This window comes from Gordonia sp. (in: high G+C Gram-positive bacteria) (assembly GCF_049647785.1).
Lineage (GTDB): Bacteria > Actinomycetota > Actinomycetes > Mycobacteriales > Mycobacteriaceae > Gordonia.
The window spans coordinates 1-19,058 of sequence record NZ_JBARYI010000043.1; the positions used below are offsets into that span (position 1 = coordinate 1).

At 65.4% G+C, this 19,058-nt stretch carries 18 protein-coding genes; 7 read left to right on the plus strand and 11 right to left on the minus strand.

Going from position 1 to position 19,058, the window contains the following annotated elements; all coding sequences use genetic code 11:
• Nucleotides 1–52: 52 nt before the first annotated feature.
• Complete coding sequence (locus tag WBA38_RS06665) at nt 53–637, minus strand: DUF2771 family protein (RefSeq protein ID WP_424293338.1); 585 nt, start codon at nt 635–637, stop codon at nt 53–55.
• 42 nt (nt 638–679) lie between these two features.
• Nucleotides 680–2,485 (minus strand): MFS transporter, encoded by a 1,806-nt coding sequence (locus tag WBA38_RS06670; protein ID WP_424293337.1) that lies wholly within the window; start codon nt 2,483–2,485, stop codon nt 680–682.
• Nucleotides 2,486–2,705: 220 nt separating this feature from the next.
• Here WBA38_RS06670 and WBA38_RS06675 point away from each other — a divergent pair, with 220 nt between their 5' ends.
• From WBA38_RS06675 to WBA38_RS06685, 3 genes are all read left to right on the plus strand, one after another.
• The gene (locus WBA38_RS06675; protein WP_424293336.1) at nt 2,706–3,506 is read left to right on the plus strand and encodes a DUF3027 domain-containing protein; all 801 of its coding nucleotides are present in this window, start codon (nt 2,706–2,708) and stop codon (nt 3,504–3,506) included.
• Nucleotides 3,487–6,264 (plus strand): sacsin N-terminal ATP-binding-like domain-containing protein, encoded by a 2,778-nt coding sequence (locus WBA38_RS06680; protein ID WP_424293335.1) that lies wholly within the window; start codon nt 3,487–3,489, stop codon nt 6,262–6,264. The genes WBA38_RS06675 and WBA38_RS06680 overlap by 20 nt, the downstream gene beginning before the upstream one ends.
• Nucleotides 6,265–6,352: 88 nt before the next feature.
• On the plus strand, nt 6,353–7,108 hold the full coding sequence (locus tag WBA38_RS06685) for a phosphatase PAP2 family protein (protein ID WP_424293334.1): 756 nt from the start codon (nt 6,353–6,355) through the stop codon (nt 7,106–7,108).
• On the opposite strand, the gene WBA38_RS06690 is transcribed toward WBA38_RS06685, so the two are convergent.
• On the minus strand, nt 7,084–7,338 hold the full coding sequence (locus tag WBA38_RS06690; RefSeq protein WP_424293333.1) for a DUF2530 domain-containing protein: 255 nt from the start codon (nt 7,336–7,338) through the stop codon (nt 7,084–7,086). The genes WBA38_RS06685 and WBA38_RS06690 overlap by 25 nt on opposite strands.
• Nucleotides 7,339–7,437: 99 nt before the next feature.
• Between WBA38_RS06690 and WBA38_RS06695 the strand changes: the two genes are divergently transcribed.
• Complete coding sequence (locus WBA38_RS06695; RefSeq protein ID WP_424293332.1) at nt 7,438–8,928, plus strand: NCS2 family permease; 1,491 nt, start codon at nt 7,438–7,440, stop codon at nt 8,926–8,928.
• Nucleotides 8,929–9,140: 212 nt separating this feature from the next.
• Here WBA38_RS06695 and WBA38_RS06700 read toward each other — a convergent pair whose 3' ends face one another.
• The gene (locus WBA38_RS06700) at nt 9,141–10,373 is read right to left on the minus strand and encodes a GNAT family N-acetyltransferase (RefSeq protein WP_424322342.1); all 1,233 of its coding nucleotides are present in this window, start codon (nt 10,371–10,373) and stop codon (nt 9,141–9,143) included.
• Between the two features lie 74 nt (nt 10,374–10,447).
• On the opposite strand from WBA38_RS06700, the gene WBA38_RS06705 reads away from it, so the two are divergent.
• A complete protein-coding gene (locus WBA38_RS06705) occupies nt 10,448–11,311 on the plus strand; it encodes a TrmH family RNA methyltransferase (RefSeq protein WP_424294537.1) in 864 nt (287 codons plus the stop codon).
• Nucleotides 11,312–11,486: 175 nt separating this feature from the next.
• On the opposite strand, the gene WBA38_RS06710 is transcribed toward WBA38_RS06705, so the two are convergent.
• The 3 genes from WBA38_RS06710 to serC form a co-directional block, all read right to left on the minus strand.
• Nucleotides 11,487–12,389, minus strand: coding sequence for a DUF6928 family protein (locus WBA38_RS06710; RefSeq protein ID WP_424322343.1), 903 nt, complete (start codon nt 12,387–12,389; stop codon nt 11,487–11,489).
• Nucleotides 12,389–13,375, minus strand: a complete 987-nt coding sequence (gene sepH / locus WBA38_RS06715; protein ID WP_424294350.1) for a septation protein SepH — start codon at nt 13,373–13,375, stop codon at nt 12,389–12,391. The genes WBA38_RS06710 and sepH overlap by 1 nt, the downstream gene beginning before the upstream one ends.
• A gap of 162 nt (nt 13,376–13,537) precedes the next feature.
• Entirely contained in the window at nt 13,538–14,671 is a 1,134-nt protein-coding gene (gene serC / locus WBA38_RS06720; protein ID WP_424294351.1) for a phosphoserine transaminase, read from the minus strand.
• Between the two features lie 59 nt (nt 14,672–14,730).
• On the opposite strand from serC, the gene WBA38_RS06725 reads away from it, so the two are divergent.
• Both WBA38_RS06725 and WBA38_RS06730 read left to right on the plus strand, forming a co-directional pair.
• Nucleotides 14,731–15,651, plus strand: a complete 921-nt coding sequence (locus WBA38_RS06725) for an ATP-binding cassette domain-containing protein (protein WP_424294352.1) — start codon at nt 14,731–14,733, stop codon at nt 15,649–15,651.
• Between the two features lie 23 nt (nt 15,652–15,674).
• On the plus strand, nt 15,675–17,261 hold the full coding sequence (locus WBA38_RS06730) for an ABC transporter permease (protein WP_424294353.1): 1,587 nt from the start codon (nt 15,675–15,677) through the stop codon (nt 17,259–17,261).
• Here WBA38_RS06730 and WBA38_RS06735 read toward each other — a convergent pair.
• The 4 genes from WBA38_RS06735 to WBA38_RS06750 form a co-directional block, all read right to left on the minus strand.
• A complete protein-coding gene (locus WBA38_RS06735; protein ID WP_424322344.1) occupies nt 17,258–17,752 on the minus strand; it encodes a YczE/YyaS/YitT family protein in 495 nt (164 codons plus the stop codon). The genes WBA38_RS06730 and WBA38_RS06735 overlap by 4 nt on opposite strands.
• Nucleotides 17,753–17,758: 6 nt before the next feature.
• Nucleotides 17,759–17,884: a hypothetical protein gene (locus WBA38_RS06740; protein WP_424322345.1), complete on the minus strand. Its 126-nt coding sequence runs from the start codon at nt 17,882–17,884 to the stop codon at nt 17,759–17,761.
• 188 nt (nt 17,885–18,072) lie between these two features.
• Nucleotides 18,073–18,363 carry a hypothetical protein gene (locus WBA38_RS06745; protein WP_424322346.1) on the minus strand — a complete coding sequence of 97 codons (291 nt, stop codon included), beginning with the start codon at nt 18,361–18,363 and terminating at the stop codon, nt 18,073–18,075.
• A 501-nt stretch (nt 18,364–18,864) separates the two neighbouring features.
• A partial coding sequence (locus tag WBA38_RS06750; protein ID WP_424322347.1) for a hypothetical protein occupies nt 18,865–19,058 on the minus strand: 194 nt, incomplete at its 5' end.

A 19,058-nucleotide genomic window follows, 5' to 3' on the forward strand; every position in this document is an offset into this window, starting at 1 on the left:
CGGGAATCGACGCATCATGCGAGAACCGAGGGAGCGGAGCGAGCGGGGCTCGTTAGCCCTTCACTCCGGGGAGTTCGGTCATGTTGGGGATTTGGAAGCCGACGGGGAGGGTTCGGACGGCGAAGACTCCGCGGATAGCGAGGTCGCCGTCGGTGGACTCGGGTTGGCCCGGCACCTGCTCCATGACCGCTGAAATTGCCGAAACCTCGATGCCCAACAGGACACGATCGGGCTCGCTACGCAGGACCTGCGTGAACATCTCGTTCGGCATATGCAGGTACTGCACGCGCTGGATGCCCTGCTTGGTGGCGTACTCGGCGATGAGTGCCCACGGGCCGTCGGCGACTTCCTTCGGCACGCTGATGACGGCTTGATCGCCGATCGCGACGGCATGATCGGCGACGATCGGGCTCACGTCACCGTTGGCCCGCGCGAACTTGCAGTCCGTCATGGTGGCCGAACACCAGAGCGGGGTCGATGCTTGCGTGAGATCATCGCCAGCCTGGAAGGCGACGGTCGGGAGCGGCTTCTCGTGTCCGCGAACCAGCAGCGTGGTGGCGCCCGCAATGATGACCAGTGCGGCGACAATCACCGCACCCAGAATCGCGAGGGCTTTCTTGTCTCCCGGTTGCAACACGTGAAGGTCCTTTTCTGTCGGGGATGGCGGCTGGTGTCTTAGTCAGTTGCGGTGCAGATGGTCCGGCACCGAAATCGGCATCGTGGGGGCAGCGTGATCGGGGCGACGTCCACCGAACCCGGGGACGAGGGTGCTGCCGCGACTGGTGAGCACCGTCTGAACCAGCCCAATGCCGACGAACGCGGTAACGACGCTGAAACCGATCCACAGTTCGGTCGGCAGCAGCACGCCCAGCGTGGCACCAAACACCCAGCACAACTGCAACACGGTCTCCGAGCGACCGAACGCCGACGCCCGGGACTCCTCGGGGAGATCGTCCTGGATGCTTGAGTCCATGCACACCTTGGCGATGGCACTCGTGCCGGAACCAATGAACGCCGCGACCACCACCAGGGCAAAACTGTTGAATACCGCGGCCAACAGGCAGCCGACGAACGTTGCTGCGGTCGACATCACCACGATGTTGGTGGGATTCCGGAGCTCAAACTTAGTGCCGACGCCGTTACCGATGGCGTTGCCCACGCCTGCCGCGGCACCGACGGCACCCAACAGGAGAAGCTGCTGCCAGCCAGAACCGACATGCTCCTGGGCTTTCGCGTAGAACGCGGTGTAGAGGGTCATGAAGCCCGTCAGGATGCGGATGCTGCCGTTGCCCCACAGCCCCGTCACGACTGACCTGCCCAGCGGCTGTCGCATCTTTTCGGTGAGACGACGCGACAGGCTCGGCTTTTGGTGAGGCTCGGTCGGTGCTTCGGCATCCGGATTGCCGCGGTAGGTGATGGTGGTGGGAACTTCGCCCTCGGTGACTTCGACCCACGACGGGATCCTCATGCAGTAGTAGCCGCCCATCACGGCGATGACCACCAGGAAAACCATGGCACCCGGGATGTGGAACGGGAGCGCCTTGCCCAGCACGACTTCGAATGCGCCGGCAATGCCGCCACCGACAATGGTGCCCGCGATGAGGCCGAACGTGGTGAGCCGCGAGTTCACCCGCGGGAGGTCGATGGTTGGGGGCAGCACTCGCGGCGCGATCGCCGATTTGAGGACACCGAACGATTTGGACAGCACCATGAGCCCGAGGGCGCACGGGTACAGGACCCACGGCTTGTATTGCAGTTGCCCGGTGTCGGCGTCCCACGACGAGTTCACGATAATCAGCAGGCCCAGTACGGCGCGAAGCGCAAACGTACTCGCCATCGCGATACGACGACCATTCTGGAGACGGTCGAGCAGCGGTCCGATCAACGGTGCGATGAGCGCGAACGGCGCGATCGTCAACGCCAGGTAGAGGCCAACGTTCACTTTCGACTCGGCGGTCGCTGCCGCGAAAAACAGGGTGTTGGCGAGGGCTACGGCCATTGCAGCGTCGACCGCACTGTTAGCGATGACCGGCATGGTGAGCGCAGTGAGGCCCGAACGGTCGGCACCGTCGGCGGTGGCCGCACGCTGCACCATGTCGACGCCGCGTTTGGTGAAGTATCGCGAGCGTCGAGCCATCACGCGGACAACGGTGACCTTTTCCGGCGGCACGTACTCGGCACCACGCCGACCCGCGGGGTCCGCGGTGTTGTTGTCGCCGGGGCCGGTCGGGATGTACTCGGTGGGGTCTTCGAGCGGCGGCAGATGCGGGTTGCGGGTCCGCGGCGGCAGATAGCCGTCACTCGCGGGGCGACTGCGCGGGTCGGGTCGGGGACCCTGCTCAAACGGGCGGGTCGGGACGCGCGGACGCGGATCGGCGGGGTAATTGGCCTGGCCGGGATGCGGTGCAGGTCTCCGCTGACGTGGCGGAGGTTGCTGCGGACCACCGCCACTGGGGCGGTCGTCACCGGATCGACGGGAGTTCACAAACTCAATTGTTCCCTATGCTGCCGACACGGGGCTGAACAGGCGTCGCGTCGCCGTCGTTTGGATGACATGTCACAGCCAAGATCGTGGGCGTCTGGGGCCCATCGCGTTGGAGATCGGCAGCAACGCAGGGGGTCGCAGTGGGTCCTTAATGGGGCAAACGCCGTGGTCGATCGGCCCTGACGTGCATTCCCCCCGGTCGCTATTGCACACTGGATACGTGAGTGTTGCATTCGAGAACGGCGCCTTGGTCGACGCCGTCGCCTTTGCCCGAGAAGCGTTGGTTGCCGAGGGCGAGATTCCCGGTGAGCATCTGGGTGCCCGGGCCGAGGGCGAATACGCCGCCACCCATTACTTTTCCGCACAGGTCCCGGGCTATCGGGGCTGGCAGTGGTGCGTTGTCGTCGCGGGTGCCCCAGCGTCGGACGAGATCACGGTCAGCGAACTAGTCTTGCTTCCCGGCGACGGCGCGCTGCTGGCACCCGAATGGGTCCCATGGGTCGATCGTGTCGCAGCGGGTGACTTGAGCCCCGGTGACATGTTGGCGGCACCCGCCGACGATCCCCGCCTGGTCTCCGGCCAGATCGACACGCTCGACATCGACCCCGTCGACCGCGACCAAGTCGGTCAGGTCGACGCCGAAATCGGCTTGGGCCGCAAACGGCTGCTGTCTTTTGACGGTCGTGCCGAGGCGGCGCAGCGCTGGTACGACGGCGAGTACGGTCCTACCTCGGCGATGGCGCGCAACTCCCGCCACTCGTGCGGAACGTGCGGCTTCTACCTGCCGATCGCGGGTGCGCTGCACGGCGGATTCGGTGTCTGCGCCAACGAATTGTCGGCCGACGGCCGCGTCGTGTCTGTTGAGTACGGTTGCGGTGCGCACTCGGACGTGAAGGCACCAACTGGCGAGGGTAGCCCCGCCTACGACGCCTACGACGACGGCGCCATCGAGATTGTCACGTTGCCGACCCCGGCCAGCAACGAAGAGTCGGCCCCGGAGAATGGGCAGTCGCCAGCCTGATTCCGCGGACCCGTTTGGCACCGCGGAACTCAATGACGCCACCCTGACTGGCTGGCGAACTTCGTCCACCAGGCTGGCCGAAGATGCGGCCGCTGAAGCCGAACTCCTCGAGATCGGCTATCGCGATCGACTGTTCACCGAGTTAGCAGCTAATGCCGCTGACGCTGCGGGCACTGCGGGCATTGTGGGGCGGGTTTGTATCTGGGCTGACGGAGCGGACGTGCACGTAGCCAACACCGGCGCGCCGCTCACGGTTGCGGGTGTGCAGTCGCTGACGGCGTTGCGCGTCTCTCCGAAGCACCCCGATGCCGAAGCCACGACAGTCGGCCGGTTTGGCATGGGGTTCCGCGCCACATCGCTTGCCTCGCGAGTGGTGATCGCCTCGCGCAGCGGATCCATCGTGTTCGACCGCCAGCGCACCGCTGCCGCAGTCGCTGACTTTGCCCCCGACGTCGATGTGGAACGACTGCCAGCGCAACGACTGGCGTGGCCGTCGGACGTGGAGGTGTCGGCGGGTTTCGACACCGAGATCATTCTGACGGTCGCCGACCCCGAAGCGGCTGCCGCGCTGGTGGCCGAATCGGTCGATCAGGCCCCTGACCTGCTCCTAGAGCTGGAGTCGATTGACGAGATCGACGCTGGCGGCACGGTGTTCCGGCGCCTTGACGAGGGGGAGAGCGTCCGCATCACCCGTGACGGCCACGACCACCGCGCGTGGCTGGTGGCCCGTTCGTCCGGGACGCGATGGCTGGTTCCGCTGCACGGTGGCCGCGTCGTCGGACTTGAGCGTGACGTGCTGCGCAGCCCGACGGCCACCGACATCGAGTTGACGCTGCCTGCGCGCGTCATCACCAATCTGCCGTTGACGCCCGACCGCCGCGACTTGCATCCGGGTACCGACGTGGCTCCTGCGGCGGCGGGCTATCCGGAGTTGGTGGCGCTGGTTCCCGACGATCAGAAGCAGGCGGTGATTCCGCCGCCAGCTCTGGCAGCGGGACGTGTCGACGGCGCACTGCGACACGCGGTTCGTGCGGAGTTGACGCGTGCCCGGTGGGTGCCGTCGACGACGGGGGAGGCTTTGGCACCGGAGCGCACCTGGGTGTTTCCGGGGCTTACCGCCGATCTCGCGGACCTGCTCGGGGAGGTGCTTGAACCGCTCGCGCACCCTGACGTCAGTGACCGGGTGACGGCGTCACTGCTGGTGGGTTTGGGTGCCCGGCAGCTGGGGTTGGCCGATCTCGCCGAGTTGCTGTCCGGCGTTGGGGGTGAGGATCCGACCTGGTGGGCAAGGCTGTACGCGGCTTTGTCGGGATCGGTTGTTGACTCGCGGGACACCGAAGAGCTTGGCGCACTTCCCGTTCCACGTGCAGACGGACGGATGCATGTCGGCTGCCGCGGGCTATTTCTCGTCGACGGACTCGACGCGATCGACGATCCGCCGGTCCTCACCTGGGTTCCGACGGTGGCACCGGCCGCCTACGATCCGCTGCTGGAGCGTCTCGGCCTCACCCGCATCACTCCCGCGCAAGCCCTGGACGATCCGAGCCTGGCCGCTGAACTCGACGGTGACAACCCGCACGGCAACCTCGCCGATGTGGTCCTTCGTCTCCTGTCGCTCCCGGATGCCGGGCCTGCGCCCGCGGCGCTCGGCAGCCTCGAACTGCTCGGCGACGACGGGGAACTCTGGCCCGCCGACGAACTCCTCCTACCCGACAGCCCGCTCGTCGAAGTCCTCGTCGAGGACTCGCCGTTTGGGACAGTCGCCGCGAGCGTCGTCGAAAAGTACGACCGTCGCGCCTTGCTGCGGTTGGGCGTCGGATGGGGCTTCTCCGTCGTTCACGATCCTGGCCCGGTGGCCCCCGACCACGACCTTCCGGACGAAGGTCAATGGTGGGACAGCCACGAGGTGCCGCCAGAGGAGGTGCATGCGGTCCGCGACCTCGACCTTGTTGACCCGGATCGCTGGTCGCGCGCACTGTCGCTGTTGGCCACCGACGAGGCCACCGCGCCACTGCTGCTGGGTGGCTATACCCGCTGGTGGTTGCGTCGCTACGCGGAAATTGGCGGCACCCCGCTGCGGCATCTCAGGTCCGTCGACAACAGCGCGATGCGCGGACTCTTCGACGCCATCGACGTGCCCGACGCAGCCGCCGGACTTCTTGTCGGCGACCTGCCGGACGATGCTGACGATGCGAGCGATTGGCTCAGTGCCCTCGCGGACCCGGACCGGGCCGTTGAACCCGGAGTGGCCATCCGCGCCCACACCGCACTCGTTGCCGGACTGACCGACGGCCGATACCGCGTCGCCGACGTAGAGCCGCCGACGGGTGCTCGCACCCTGGCGGGCACGGTGGCGGGCGACGCGGTGGTGGTGCCGGAACCGTGGTGGGTGGCCGTGGTACCGCACAGTCGTGCCGTGTTGCCGGGACTGCCACCGCTGCCGGAGGCGGCCGCACACCTGGCAGAACTACTCGATGTGCCGATCGCGTCCGAGGCCTATCAAGCGTTGCCCGACCTCGCTGGCGAGGCCGTCGATCCCGATTCGGCTGAGGCGGTCGTACTCCTGGCTGCGTCCGGCATGGTCGGGCCGCGTCAGGTGGTGCTCCATGACGACCTGCTCGTCCGAATTACCGACGGTGACAGCGACATGGAAGACGCGGATGATGACTCGGCAGACCAGGACCGGGTGAGCAGTCATCGCGTGCCGATCTGGGTCGACGACACTGGCACAGTCCACCTCGCACGATCGCGACCCTGAGAACAGGGTGCGGCGATCGGAATTGAGCCGCTTGAGCCAGTACGGTTAGTACCGGATACGAATCGTCGGAGAGCAGGCCGAGGGCGCAGTGCAGCAATTTTCGTTTGATAATCGCATCACCGACTGGGTGGTGGAGTCCCGTCACGAGCCGCTGACGTCGATCGTGCACCTGGTGACGGTATTCGGCGACACGCTGACGTTGACACTCGTCGTGATTGGCGTGCTGGTCTTGACGTGGCTCAGCAATCGGATCGACCTGTCGGCCCTCATCGTGCTTGGTGCAATTAGCGCCTACGTCATGATGTTGATCCTGAAAGTAACTTTCGCCCGCCCCAGACCACCTGTCGAGGATCGTCTTATCGATGTCGGGGGTGCATCATTTCCGTCCGGTCACGCGATGCTCAGCACCGTCGTTTACGGGCTCACCGCGGTCATTGTGTTCCGGCTGTTTCCGCGGGTGAGGGCTCGGTCGGCGGTTCTGCTGTGGGCGCCAGGTCTCGTCGTGCTCATTGGATTAAGTCGGGTCTACCTGGGCGTTCACTGGATGTCGGATGTGCTGTTCGGCTGGATCTTTGGCATTCTCTGGCTCGTGCTGTGCTTGTTTGCCCACGACCAACTGATCCGTCGGCCGGCACTGTTGCGTGTCGGCACCAAACGCTCGGTGAATGTTTCCGCGCGCAGCGCACCCGAACCAGGCAGGCGAGTTGCCGGGAGGTTCGCGAAGCCGACATCCCCTCAGCGAGAAGCGACGTCCCCTCAGCGAGAAGCAGCGCCGCAGCCTGAAGCAACGCCGCTGGCGGAACCGAAGTCAGGTACCGATCAGGGGACGTCGAGCCCTTCCTGAGCTCCGCGCGAGCCACGTCGAACCGCGGCCTTCTGTACCAGCACCAACGTGGTTCCCATGAGGCCGACCACCAGGCCCACCAAACACACGGTGAGGGCGCGGTCGGGGCCGATATTGCCGAGCCACACCACCAGCGTCGCGACCGCCCAGATCACCATGCCGACCACGATGACTGGTTCGGGGGCCCGCAGTTTTTCCGGCAGCGGGGGGATCTGCGACTCGTCCGACATGACTCGATCGTAGCTTTCTGTACGGGCGACGACGTGGGGGCGGTGGCGATAGGTAAGAATTGGTCGAACTCGTGACGATTCGACAGTGAGGACGCGCCGATGAGCGATCCAGCCGAGAAGGAACCGCAAGACGCCGATCCCGGGACCAAAACCAATGTCCTGGACCGCTATTTCAAGATCAGCGAACGCGGTTCGACGATCTCGCGCGAAATGCGCGGCGGCCTCGTCACCTTCTTCACGATGGCGTACATCGTCGTGCTGAACCCGATCATCATCGGCGGTATTCCGGGCGAACCGATGAATGCGGACGCACTCGGTAATGTGCTGCCGGTTTTGCAGGTGACGGCGGTGACCGCCCTGGTTGCCGGTGTCATGTCGATTATTTTCGGCATGGTCGCGAACTATCCATTCGCCATCGCCGCCGGCCTCGGTATTAACAGCCTCCTTGCGGTGACGATCGCGCCGCAGATGAGTTGGCCCGCAGCGATGGGCCTGGTGGTTATCGACGGCATCATCATCGTGCTGCTTGGTCTTACCGGCGTCCGTACGGCCGTGCTGAACTCGGTGCCCGACGAATTGAAGTCGGCGATCGCCGCGGGTATTGGTGCGTTCATTGCGTTTGTCGGCCTCATTAACGCGGGCTTTGTGACGCGACCGGCCGACTCGCACGCTCCGCCCGTCCAACTTGGCGCTGACGGTTCCATCGCGACCGTCCCCACGCTGATTTTCGTCGTCGGCGTGCTGCTGATGGCAATCCTGGTGGTCCGCAAGGTGCCCGGTGGTCTGCTGTTGGGAATCGTCATCATGACGGTCGTGTCGATCATCGTCGAATCGATTATGGGCTTGGGTCGCGCGGCGGACGGCAATGGTGGTTGGGCCATGAATATTCCGAAGATGCCCGACGGTGTCGGCGGCATGCCCGACCTCAGCCTCGTGGGTCAAGTGGACTTGTTCGGAGCCTTCTCGGGCGCGTTTGAGCACGTCACCGTCCTGATTGCGTGCGTCTTCGTGTTCAGCCTCGTGCTGTCGAACTTCTTCGACGCCATGGGCACCATGACCGGCCTCGGTAAAGAAGCCGGACTCACCGACGAGCACGGCAACGTCCCCGGTATCGGTAAGGCGCTGGTCGTGGAAGGTACGGGCGCGATCGTCGGTGGCGCGGCGTCGTCGTCGTCGAACACGGTGTTTGTGGAATCGTCGGCCGGCATTGCCGAAGGTGCGCGCACGGGCCTGGCGAACATCGTGACGGGCGTGTTGTTCTTGGCGGCGATGTTCTTTACCCCGCTGTACAAGGTGATCCCGATGGAGGCGGTTGCTCCCGCGCTGGTGATTGTCGGCGCATTGATGATGGGTCAGATCCGCGACATCGACTTCACGAAGTTCGAGTACGCGCTCCCGGCCTTCTTGACGATCGTCGGTATGCCGTTCACGTACTCGATCGCCAACGGCATCGGCATCGGTTTCATCAGCTGGGTCGCGATCGGCGTCGGCCAGGGCAAGTGGAAGCAAATCCACCCGCTCCTCTACATCGTCGCCGCCCTCTTCATCGTCTACTTCGCCCGCGGCCCCATCTCCGACCTCATCAGTTAGCGGGGCGGTTCGGGCGTTTTTCGGCTCCGCCTCATTTCCCTTTTCTGTCACGATTCGATCAGACCGTCACCGATCACTGCGATCGGTGACGGTCTGGTCGTCGCTTGGTCGCGTTTCGCGACAGAAAAGGGGGAAAATGAGGGGGCCGCGAACGCCAAAATCGGATCCTGGAGCGGGGAGCACAGGCGATCTACGACGACGCCCCGCGACTTCTAGAAGTACGTTCCGGCGAACGGGGCTTCGGTAACAGTGAACATGGTGGCCAACAGTGCGGTGGCTTCCGCATCGGCGTCGATCCGGTCGGCTTGCGCCAGCTCCCGCACCCCAATTCCGCCGAGGTAGACGCTCGACAGTGCCGAAATATCCAAGCGCACGTCGGGATCGGCGTCGGTTGGGGCGACGGTGCCCGCGCCACCCACGACAGTCAGTGCGTACCGGCCCGCGCGGTCGCCGAAACTGTCGGTGACGTCAATGACGAGCGCGCCGTCGGCACCGTAGGTCCGCATTTCTAACGCGGCCTTCACGTCGAGGATCGACACCCACAATTCGTCGGCGCGGCCCTGCACTTGGACGGCGCGCGCATTAGTCAGCTTGTGCGGCAGCGGATCGTCGACGGGAATGGTCGCGGTGACCGACGAAATCAGGTCCAGGCTCGTCAGGACACGCCACAGGTCGGTGTGGGCTTGATCGGTCGCGGTGACGATGTCGTCGACGATGGCGGTCTTGTCACGCGCGTCGATGCGGTAGGCGGCGTACCCGTCGGCGTGCAGCAGGTAGTGCAGGTCGGAGGTTTGCGAGTTCCGACGGAAGCTGCGGTCGGCGAGGATCGACGGCCACCACGTGTCGGGGCGGGTAATCGCGCCGTTACGGCTGGCAGCCCAGCGGGCGTGCACCGCCGGAACATGCTTCGCGACTTGGCTTGCGGAACCGTAACGGACCCGCGAATCTGCGGGGGCCGGCGTCCGGAAGTTGGCGGCCGACGGCGCGATCCGCACCTGGTGGGTAAAGACGGCGGGCCCAAACCCGAACCGCTCGTAGATCCCGCCCTCCGACGCGGTCAGGGTGGCGAGCGGGAAGTCGCGTTCGCGCCACACGCGGTAATGCTCGGTCAGCATGCGCCGAAGCAACCCGCGTCGACGGTGGGTGGCCGAGACCGACACCCACGACAGTCCCGCCGTGGCAGCGACAGCACCGCCAGGCACCGTGAGGGGGACCGGAAAGTACAGCGAAACAGCCACGATGGGCTGACCGTCGGTCGCGGTATCGCGCACGACCACCGTGTCGCCTTCGCTGGCCCGGTCGCGGAATTCGATCATCTCATCGTTGGGCAGCGGCTGCGGGAGCGCGAAAGCACGTGCGTCGATGGCGAGAATTTCGGGCCAGTCGTCATCCCGCGGCCGTTCCAGCGACAGCGGTTCGGTGGGGTGCGGAGTTGGCGTATTCACTCGTTCATTGTCTCAAAGCCGTCGCTGACCGATGCGGCGACCGGCGCTCGGCACGGGTATGAAACCGTTGACGGGTGAATTTGAACGATGCTGTCCCGACCGACGAGCTTGCCGTTGACGTCATCGACATTAATGACCCGGCGGATCCGCGCGTCGACGACTTCCGCGATCTGAACTCGGTGGATCGTCGCCCCGATGTGCCTGCACTGCCGGGTGGCCGGGTGGGGAAGGGCCTCGTTATCGCCGAGGGCGTCTTGGTGGTGCAGCGCATGATCGCCTCGCGTTTCGCGCCGCATGCGTTCTTCGGCAATAGTCGACGGCTGGGCGAGCTCGTGGACGACCTGAAGAACCCCGCGCTGGCGGGTGTGCCCTTCTATCGGGCGAGCGCCGAGGTGATGAAGGATGTGATCGGGTTTCACCTCAACCGCGGTGTGCTGGCAGCGGCACGACGGCCCACTGAACTGGCGGTGCCGGACATCATCGACGGTGCCGAGACGGTCGCTGTGCTTGAGGGCGTCAACGATCACGAGAACATTGGCAGCATCTTCCGTAACGCTGCGGGCCTGGGCGTGGACGCGGTGATCTTTGGTGCGGGCAGTGCCGACCCGCTGTACCGACGGTGCGTGCGGGTGTCGATGGGCCACGCGTTGCTGGTGCCGTTTGCGCGGTCGGAGGCATGGCCCGGTGATCTGGACCTGTTGCGCGACAACGGTTTCACGACCGTCGCCCTGACGCCGGGGGTGGGGAGTGTGCCCCTCGCGGATGCGGTGACCGGCGGCAGGGTGGCGTTTTTGGTCGGCGCGGAAGGTCCGGGCTTGGCTGAGCACACGATGCGACGCTGCGACGTCCGAGCCCGCATCCCGATGGCCCGCGGGACGGACTCGTTGAACGTCGCGACGGCCGCTGCGATCGCGTTTTACGAACGCGCCCGGCGCTAGCTGGCGGCGTCGTAGATCGGGGAATGGCTGCGCGCGTTGTCGCACATTTCTGTCACAAAACGCGGCCGTCGACCTGCACAACCGTCACCGATCGCCCGGTTCGGCGTTGGTTTGGTTGTTTTGTGACAGAAATGCGGGACAACGGGGCGCGCTAGAAAAGCGGGAAGTGGGCCGGTTAAAGCCGCCCGCGGAAACCGAAGTAGCGGGAGATGGGGCCGGCCTTCGGGGCGGGGGAATCGCTGACCGGTTCGATGGGGGCGGTTTGCTCCGCTTCCGACTCGCCGGTGCCCGGGACCACCGCCGAGACTAGTTCCGGGACAACGGTCGGGCCGGGTTCGGTCTCGGCTTCTTGTTCCGAGGTGCCCGGTGTCGACGATTCAGTCGAGGCGGTGGTGCGACGAAGCGACACCGACGTTTCGATGATGTTGTCGAAGCCGTCGTCGGGGCCGATGCGGTAGACGGTGACGGGAATCTGGGTTGGGTCCACGCTGCCCTCGTCGGTATCGCCGAAGCCAAAACCAAACCAGGTGCGCTGGGCGGCGTCGGCGAGCCATCCGGGATGGAACGGCAACGCCAGCGGATCGTGGGTCTCGTGGGACTGCGGACGCTCGCCAGCCCAGAACGGACGTTCAAACGGATAGGGCAGGCCAGTGTCTTCGCCAATGCGAGTCGAGGTGCCAGCGAAGGCGCGCTGCAGGTCGCCGCGGCTCCAACGGGCAAAGCAGCCGGTGTCCGACGTGGGATCCAGGGAAATCAGCACCCACGACTCTCCGAAGCCGAGATCGGTGAGGTACGACGACAGTTCCGTCGGATCTGCGGTATGCAGACTGGTCCCGGCGATCACCGCGAGTCGGCCAAAATGGGCCGCAAAAACTCGGTTCTCGGCGCTGTCGGCGGCGGACGCTAAGTCGGCGGTGCCGATCGGCGTCACCTCGTTGTCCGCGAAGGCGCGTTCCATGAGGTCCATCGTCCGGGCGGGGTCGATGTAGACACCCGACCGCAACTCGGCTGCCGGATCGGCGCAGTCAACAAACCAGAGTGCAGAAATATTCGGCAGCACCGAGTCTCCCAGTCGCATCAGTCGTTCGGATGGCTGCGTACACCGAGCAGCACATCTTCCCACGCGGGGACCGTTGGCGTCGCGCGCTTGCCACGGTGTCGCGGGGTGGTTGATTCATTTTCTTCTCGCGGGGTCGGGGCTTCAACCCGTGTCTCGTCGTCGTACCTGAGATCGAGGACTTCGTCGAACTGTGGGCCGCGTCGTCGCTGCTGTTGTTGTTCGGTGAGATCGTCGGCGTCGACGGTCACGAACTCGTGGCCTTCAGCATCGATCTCGCGCGAAGGCGGCGACGGTCGGGGTGCTGGCTCGGGCTCGGGGTCTCGTTCGACGGGCACCGGCGCGACAACCGGTCGCCGCACAGTGCGCGCGAGCTCGGGTTCGGTCAGTTCGACGGCCAGATCGTCCATCGGTTCGGTGATGCCACCGTGTGAGCCGGGGGTAAACCGCCAGCGTGCGGTGGCCTCATCGGCGGGGTCTGGCCGCACCTGCACCATCCATTGACCGGATTCGCTGCGCCACGCATCCCACTCGGACTTCTGTGCCGGGATACCGCGCAGGGCAAGGCATTCGGCGACAATCTCGCCGAGTGTCCCGGCAACGGGGCCGTCGACGCTGCGCGGATGGGAGGCGCGCGCCAACTCGGCCGCGCGTGCGCGCTCAAGCAGAACGGGGTGGGCGAAGCGGGTGATCTTGTCGACGCTGACACCGGTGGCCACCGCTAACTCTTCGGCCGACGATCCGGCACGAATACGACCTTGGATCTCCCGTGGCGTCAAACTCGGGGCCGCGGCGGCGCGCTGCTCTGGTTCGGTGACGCCGGTGGCGGGACTGTTGGCATCGGGCATCGGCGGTTCCGGTGCCGTGGGTGTACCCGGTTCTGCTGGATTAACCAGGGAACGGAGGGTTTTGTCGATAGGAATGATGAACTCCTCACCCGACTCAAGATCCATGACGACGATGTGTGAACCGTCGGAGTCTAAGCGGTCGGCGTGCAATTCGCGCATCGACTCCTCCTCCGGTCACGACGTACGCGGACGTAGCCCACCCTAGTTAACTTTTGTGACAAACGATGGGTGGACACGCGGTTAATAGCCTACTGGCGTGCTGAAAGCAATGCTGCCCGCCGAAAAGTTTCGACGGGCAGCATTGCGGTCTGGCGAGAGAAACTAGAGTCGCTCGACGATGTAGTCGATGCACTGCGTCAGCTTGCTGATGTCCTCGGGCTCGATGGCCGGGAACATGCCGATGCGCAGTTGGTTGCGGCCCAGCTTGCGGTAGGGCTCGGTGTCGACGACGCCGTTCGCGCGGAGCGTCTTGGCGATCGCGGCTGCGTCGATGTTGTCGGCGAAATCGATGGTGCCGACGACGGCGCTACGGTGCGGGCCGTCAGCAAACGGGCTGGCAAATTCGCTGGCGTCGGCCCAGTTGTACAGGCGCGCACTGGAATCGGCGGTGCGGCCGGTGCAGAAGTCGAGGCCACCGTTGGTGTTCATCCACTCGATTTGGTTCTTGAACAGCAGCAGCGATGCCAGCGCCGGGGTGTTGTAGGTCTGGTTCTTGGCGCTGTTGTCGACGGCGGTCGGCAGCGACAGGAACTCGGGGCACCAGCGGCCCGACTCCTTGATCTCGGCGACGCGTGCCAGGGCAGCCGGGCTCATGATGGCGACCCACAGACCACCGTCGGAGGCGAAGCTCTTCTGCGGCGCGAAGTAGTAGACGTCGGTCTGCGCGATGTCGACGGGCAGGCCGCCAGCGGCGGACGTGGCGTCGATCGCGACGAGTGCGTCGCCTGCGACAGCCGGGCGCAGCACGGGCACGGCCACGCCGGTGGAGGTCTCGTTCTGTGCCCAGCCGATGAGGTCAACACCTTCGACATCGGCGGCGGTCAGTGCGGCCGGATCCGGCGCGGTGCCCGGGTCGGTGGAGATGACCTTCGGGTCGGCTAGGAAGGGTGCCTTCTTCGAGACGGTCGCGAACTTCGACGAGAACTCGCCGTACGTCAGGTTGAGGGCGCGCTCGCGGATCAGGCCGAAGGCTGCGGCATCCCAGAATGCGGTGGTGCCGCCGTTGGAGAGGACAACCTCGTAGCCGTCGGGCAGCGAGAACAGGTCGGACAGGCCGGAGCGAATATCGCCAACAACGTTCTTCACGGGTGCCTGGCGGTGGCTGGTGCCGAATACCGAGGCTCCGGTGTCGACGAGGGACTGCAGCTGGGCGGGGCGGACCTTCGACGGCCCGCAGCCGAAGCGGCCATCGGAGGGAAGGAGTTCGGCTGGCAGCGTGATTGCAGTATCGGTCATGGTCACGATTCTAAAACAGACCGCCGGTATCCTGCGCGTCAGCGGCCTACGATCGTGGGGTGACTCACGCGGACACCGCAGGCTCAACCGTCATCGACGTGCAGGGACTGCGAAAAACCTTCGGCAAATTCACTGCGCTCGACGGTCTCGACTTGCGCGTCGAAGCTGGTGATGTCGCTGGCTTCCTCGGCCCCAACGGGTCGGGCAAATCTACGACGATCCGCATCCTGCTCGGCATGCTCGGTCATGATGGCGGAACCGCCACGGTCTTCGGTATGGATCCGCACCGCGACGCCGTCGCCATTCACCGCCGGATCGCGTACGTTCCCGGTGACGTCACCTTGTGGCCGCAACTCACCGGCGGGGAATGCATCGACCTGCTCTTGCAGTTGCGCGGTATCGACCCGGCCACACTCCCGGCACGCGCAGAACTGATTGATCGCTACGAACTCGACCCCACAAAGAAGTCACGGTCGTACTCGAAAGGCAACCGGCAGAAGGTCGCGCTGATTGCCGCGCTCGCCGCCGATACCGACCTGCTGGTGCTCGACGAGCCGACGTCGGGCCTCGATCCGCTGATGGTTCGGGAGTTTGCCCGCAATGTCACTGAGCGAGCTCAACGGGGTGCTGCGGTGTTGATGTCGTCGCACCTGTTGGCCGAGGTCGACGAACTGTGCAATACCGTCACGATCATCCGGGGAGGTCGGACCGTGCAGGCCGGACGGCTCGACGACCTTCGTCACCTGCGACGATCCCGAGTGACGGCAGCGGTTGCCGCTGGCGGGGGACTGACCAACCTGCCCGGTATCTACGATCTCGAACCGCTCGGGGACGGCGAGGTGACGTTCACTGTCGACGACGCCGCGCTCCCGGCGGTGACGGCCGCGCTGTCGGGCGCGGGGGTCACGCGCCTGGCGATTGAGCCGCCGAGCCTGGAGGAGTTGTTTCTGCAGAACTACAGCGGAGCCGAGCGGGAATGACGGCGTCGGCGTTCGCTGCTGCCGTGACCCGTTGGCCACTGCTCGCACGGATGGATGTGCGGCGGGAACGGATCATCACGCCCGTCACCGTCGTACTTTTCGTCGCGATCGGCCTGTCGACGGGGGCCACGATTGCGGCGATGGAAGGCGATCCCGCGCAGGCGATATCCCTGCGGGTGGCCGCTGGCACCAACGCGGCCTTCAAGTTTCTCCTCGGGAATGTCCCACAGTCGGAGTCACTGGCGGCGCTGACGTCGTGGCGGGCGGGACTGTTCATGATCGCGGCGCTGGGGGTGTGCGCCGCGATGACGGTTGTGCGGTTGACCCGTAAGGAGGAAGAAGCGGGGCGGACCGAGCTGGTGCTCGCCGGTGCTGTCGGGTCGGTAGCACCGGTCGTCGCTGCGGTCAGTGTCGCGATTGGGTTTGTCCTGGTGACGTCGGCGGCAATGGCAGCGACCCTTTTGATTGCGCCGGGCGGTGACTTCGTGTCGCTGCTGGCAGTGTTCGCGCAGTATGCCAGTACCGGCGTGGCGGCAGTCGGACTCGCGCTGGTGGCGGCGGAAGTGTTCCCAAACAGCAGCATCGCCAATCGTGCGGCGTCCGGGGTGGTGATGGCTGGCTACGTTTTGCGCGGTGTGGCCGACACTGTGGACGGCCTCGGATGGCTGCGCTGGACGTCGCCGATCGGGTGGGCAGAAGAGATCGCCCCGTTCGACAAGAACAACTTTTGGCCGGCGCTGGCATCGGTGGGGATGCTGGCGGTGGGGCTGGCTGTGGCCGCTGCGGTACGACGACGCCGCGACCTCGGCGGCGGCCTCGTCGCCGACCGTGCCGGGCGTGCGACTGCTCCTGGACTGCGGTCGACGTTCGCGCTGGCCTGGCGTCTGGATCGTTCGACGATCGCGTCCTGGGCCATCGGGATCGCGTCGTACGGCGTCATCGTCGGGATCGTCACCAATCAGGTTGAAGCGCTTGCAGGTACCAACCAGACGGTGACCGATTTCCTGAAGTCGGCGGGTACCAACGGGACGCTCACACAGATCTTTCTCTCGACCATGACCGCGTTCCTCGTGGTGGCGTCCGTGGGTGCGGGGGTGTCGTTACTGACGCGCTGGCGGTCGGAGGAGACGAGCGGGCGGATGGAGATGCTGCTGGCGAATCCGGTGTCACGCAGTCGGTATTTTGCGGCGCAAACCACGATGATTGGCGTCGCCGTGTTGGTGGCGCTGATCGCTGCGCCTGCGGCGATCGTGCTGGGTGCTGGCCTTTCGGGTGTTGGGTGGGCGACGAGCGCGCAGACTGCGTTCGGGGTGGCGGCCGCGTCGATCCCCGCTGTCGCGGCGACCATGATGCTGGCCGTCGCATGTTTTGCCTACCGCGGTCGGCTGGCGGTGGTGGGGTGGCCGCTGCTGTTGGCTTCGTGGCTGCTTGGCCCCTTCGGGACCATGCTGGGGCTGCCGCAGTGGGTGCGCGATATCTCGCCGTTCACGCACGTCCCGATGATTCCGCTGCAGCCGGTCACGGTGTTGCCGCTGCTGGTGCCCGCTGTCGTAGCGGCCGTGTTCGGCCTGCTCGCATGGCGGTGGTGGAACCGGCGGGACCTGGGCTAGTCGGTCGCGGGGACGGTCTCCACTTCGACGGCCGTGTGGCCTTCGACGGCTGCCGTTACCCCCATCACCTTGGCAAACCATTGGATTAGCGGGCCGACGCCGACCGCATACAGTAGCGTGCCGATACCGAGGGTTCCGCCAAGGAAGAAGCCGATCACGACCACCGCCACTTCCATGACCGTACGGACCACGCGCACCGACCATCCGGTGCGCGCGACGATGCCGGTCATCAGCCCGTCGCGCGGACCAGGGCCCAGTCGCGCCCCGATGTAGAGGGCGGTCGCGAAGGCGTTGAGGACAATGCCGCCAAGCATCATCGGGATGGCGATCACCACGGCCGGACTGTCGGGCAGGTAAGGGCTGACGGCGTCGAACGCGAGGCCGATCACGATGACGTTCGCGACGGTCCCGAACCCGGGCCGCTGCCGCAACGGCAACCACGTCAGCAAGACGATGGCGCCGACGATGATCGTGACGACCCCGACCTTCATGTTCAACTAGTTGGCAATGCCCTGGTGAAGGGCGTCCCACGGGATGTTGCCGAGCCCGGCGTGCAGGATCATCGCCATCGAGACCCCGTAGATCACCAGCCTCACCATCAACGAGAGAAGTCGTTTCGTCATGCGTCCACTGTCGCGGAGACGTGCGGTGGAAGCCAAGTTGATTTAGTGGTGGTGCGTTCGCGCGTTCGCTCCCTTCGTCGACGTTCGCTCCCGCCCGACGGGAGCGAACACCAACGAAGGGAGCGAACGTCACAGGGCGATACCCCAGCGGGGCAGTTTGAGCTTCAAGTGAGCGACGAGCCTGCGGTTTACCAGGTGGTCCCACCACCGCGGATCACTCCGAGGTCGAGATCACGGAGCCGGTCTTCGCGGACCTTCTCGGCGGTGAGCGCGTCTTCGGTCCCCGGCTTGAGCATCTCGCGACGGTACTTGCCGAACCCGGTCGCGCCGTCTTGCAGTTGGTACTTCGACTGCAGGATTGGCAGAGGTAATCCGCCTTCGATCATTTGCGCGCGACTCCACGATTCTCCGGGGTTGTCCGACAGCCCGTTCGCGTGAGTCAGCGCGTAGCGCGCAGCCGAAATTCGACGACGAGGCACGGACAGTCGACGCTCCAGCTCTTCGCGGGGGACTCCCGCACGAAGGGCGCTGTCACGCGAATCCCGTTGACGATAGTGACGTCGCGTGGACCACGCGAGTGTCGGTTGTTTTGCCGCCCGCACGACCGTTCGTGGTGTGCACGGTTCGTGGTGTGCACGGTGCGCATATCGGGGAGCAGCAGGGATAGGCCGAGGATTGCCGCGGCGGACTGGTGGCTCAAGACGGGTCCGGAAGCTTTTCGCTCCAGAGCTAGTCCCGCCGCCAGCGAGCGACAGCGGAACAGTTCGCGCTCGCGGGCACCGGCATCCGACAGTAGTTGTGTCGCCGGAGTCGAGCGCCATAGACCGCCAGATAAGTCGGTGCTCGTCCATTCCTCGCATACATGATTAGACGCAGGCCGCCCCGATTCGGTTCCATCGATTTCCACAGGCTCGGTAATCCGGGGGTGCGAACGTCAATTTAGAGAGTATTGCTGCGTTTGCAGGTGGAAAGTTCCGAGGCTACTGGTAGGTGGTGATGAAGGTTCCGTCGTGGGCTTCGAGCCAGAGTGTCATGGAGTCCCAGGGGCGGCCGTTGGCGGCCATGGTGTGGTGGAGGGTGACGATGGGTGAGTCTGCGGTGATGGGTATCTGGTACTCGGCCAGGGTGGTGAGCCCTGCGTCGCATGCGGCGATGGCTGTGGGTGTTGCGGTGT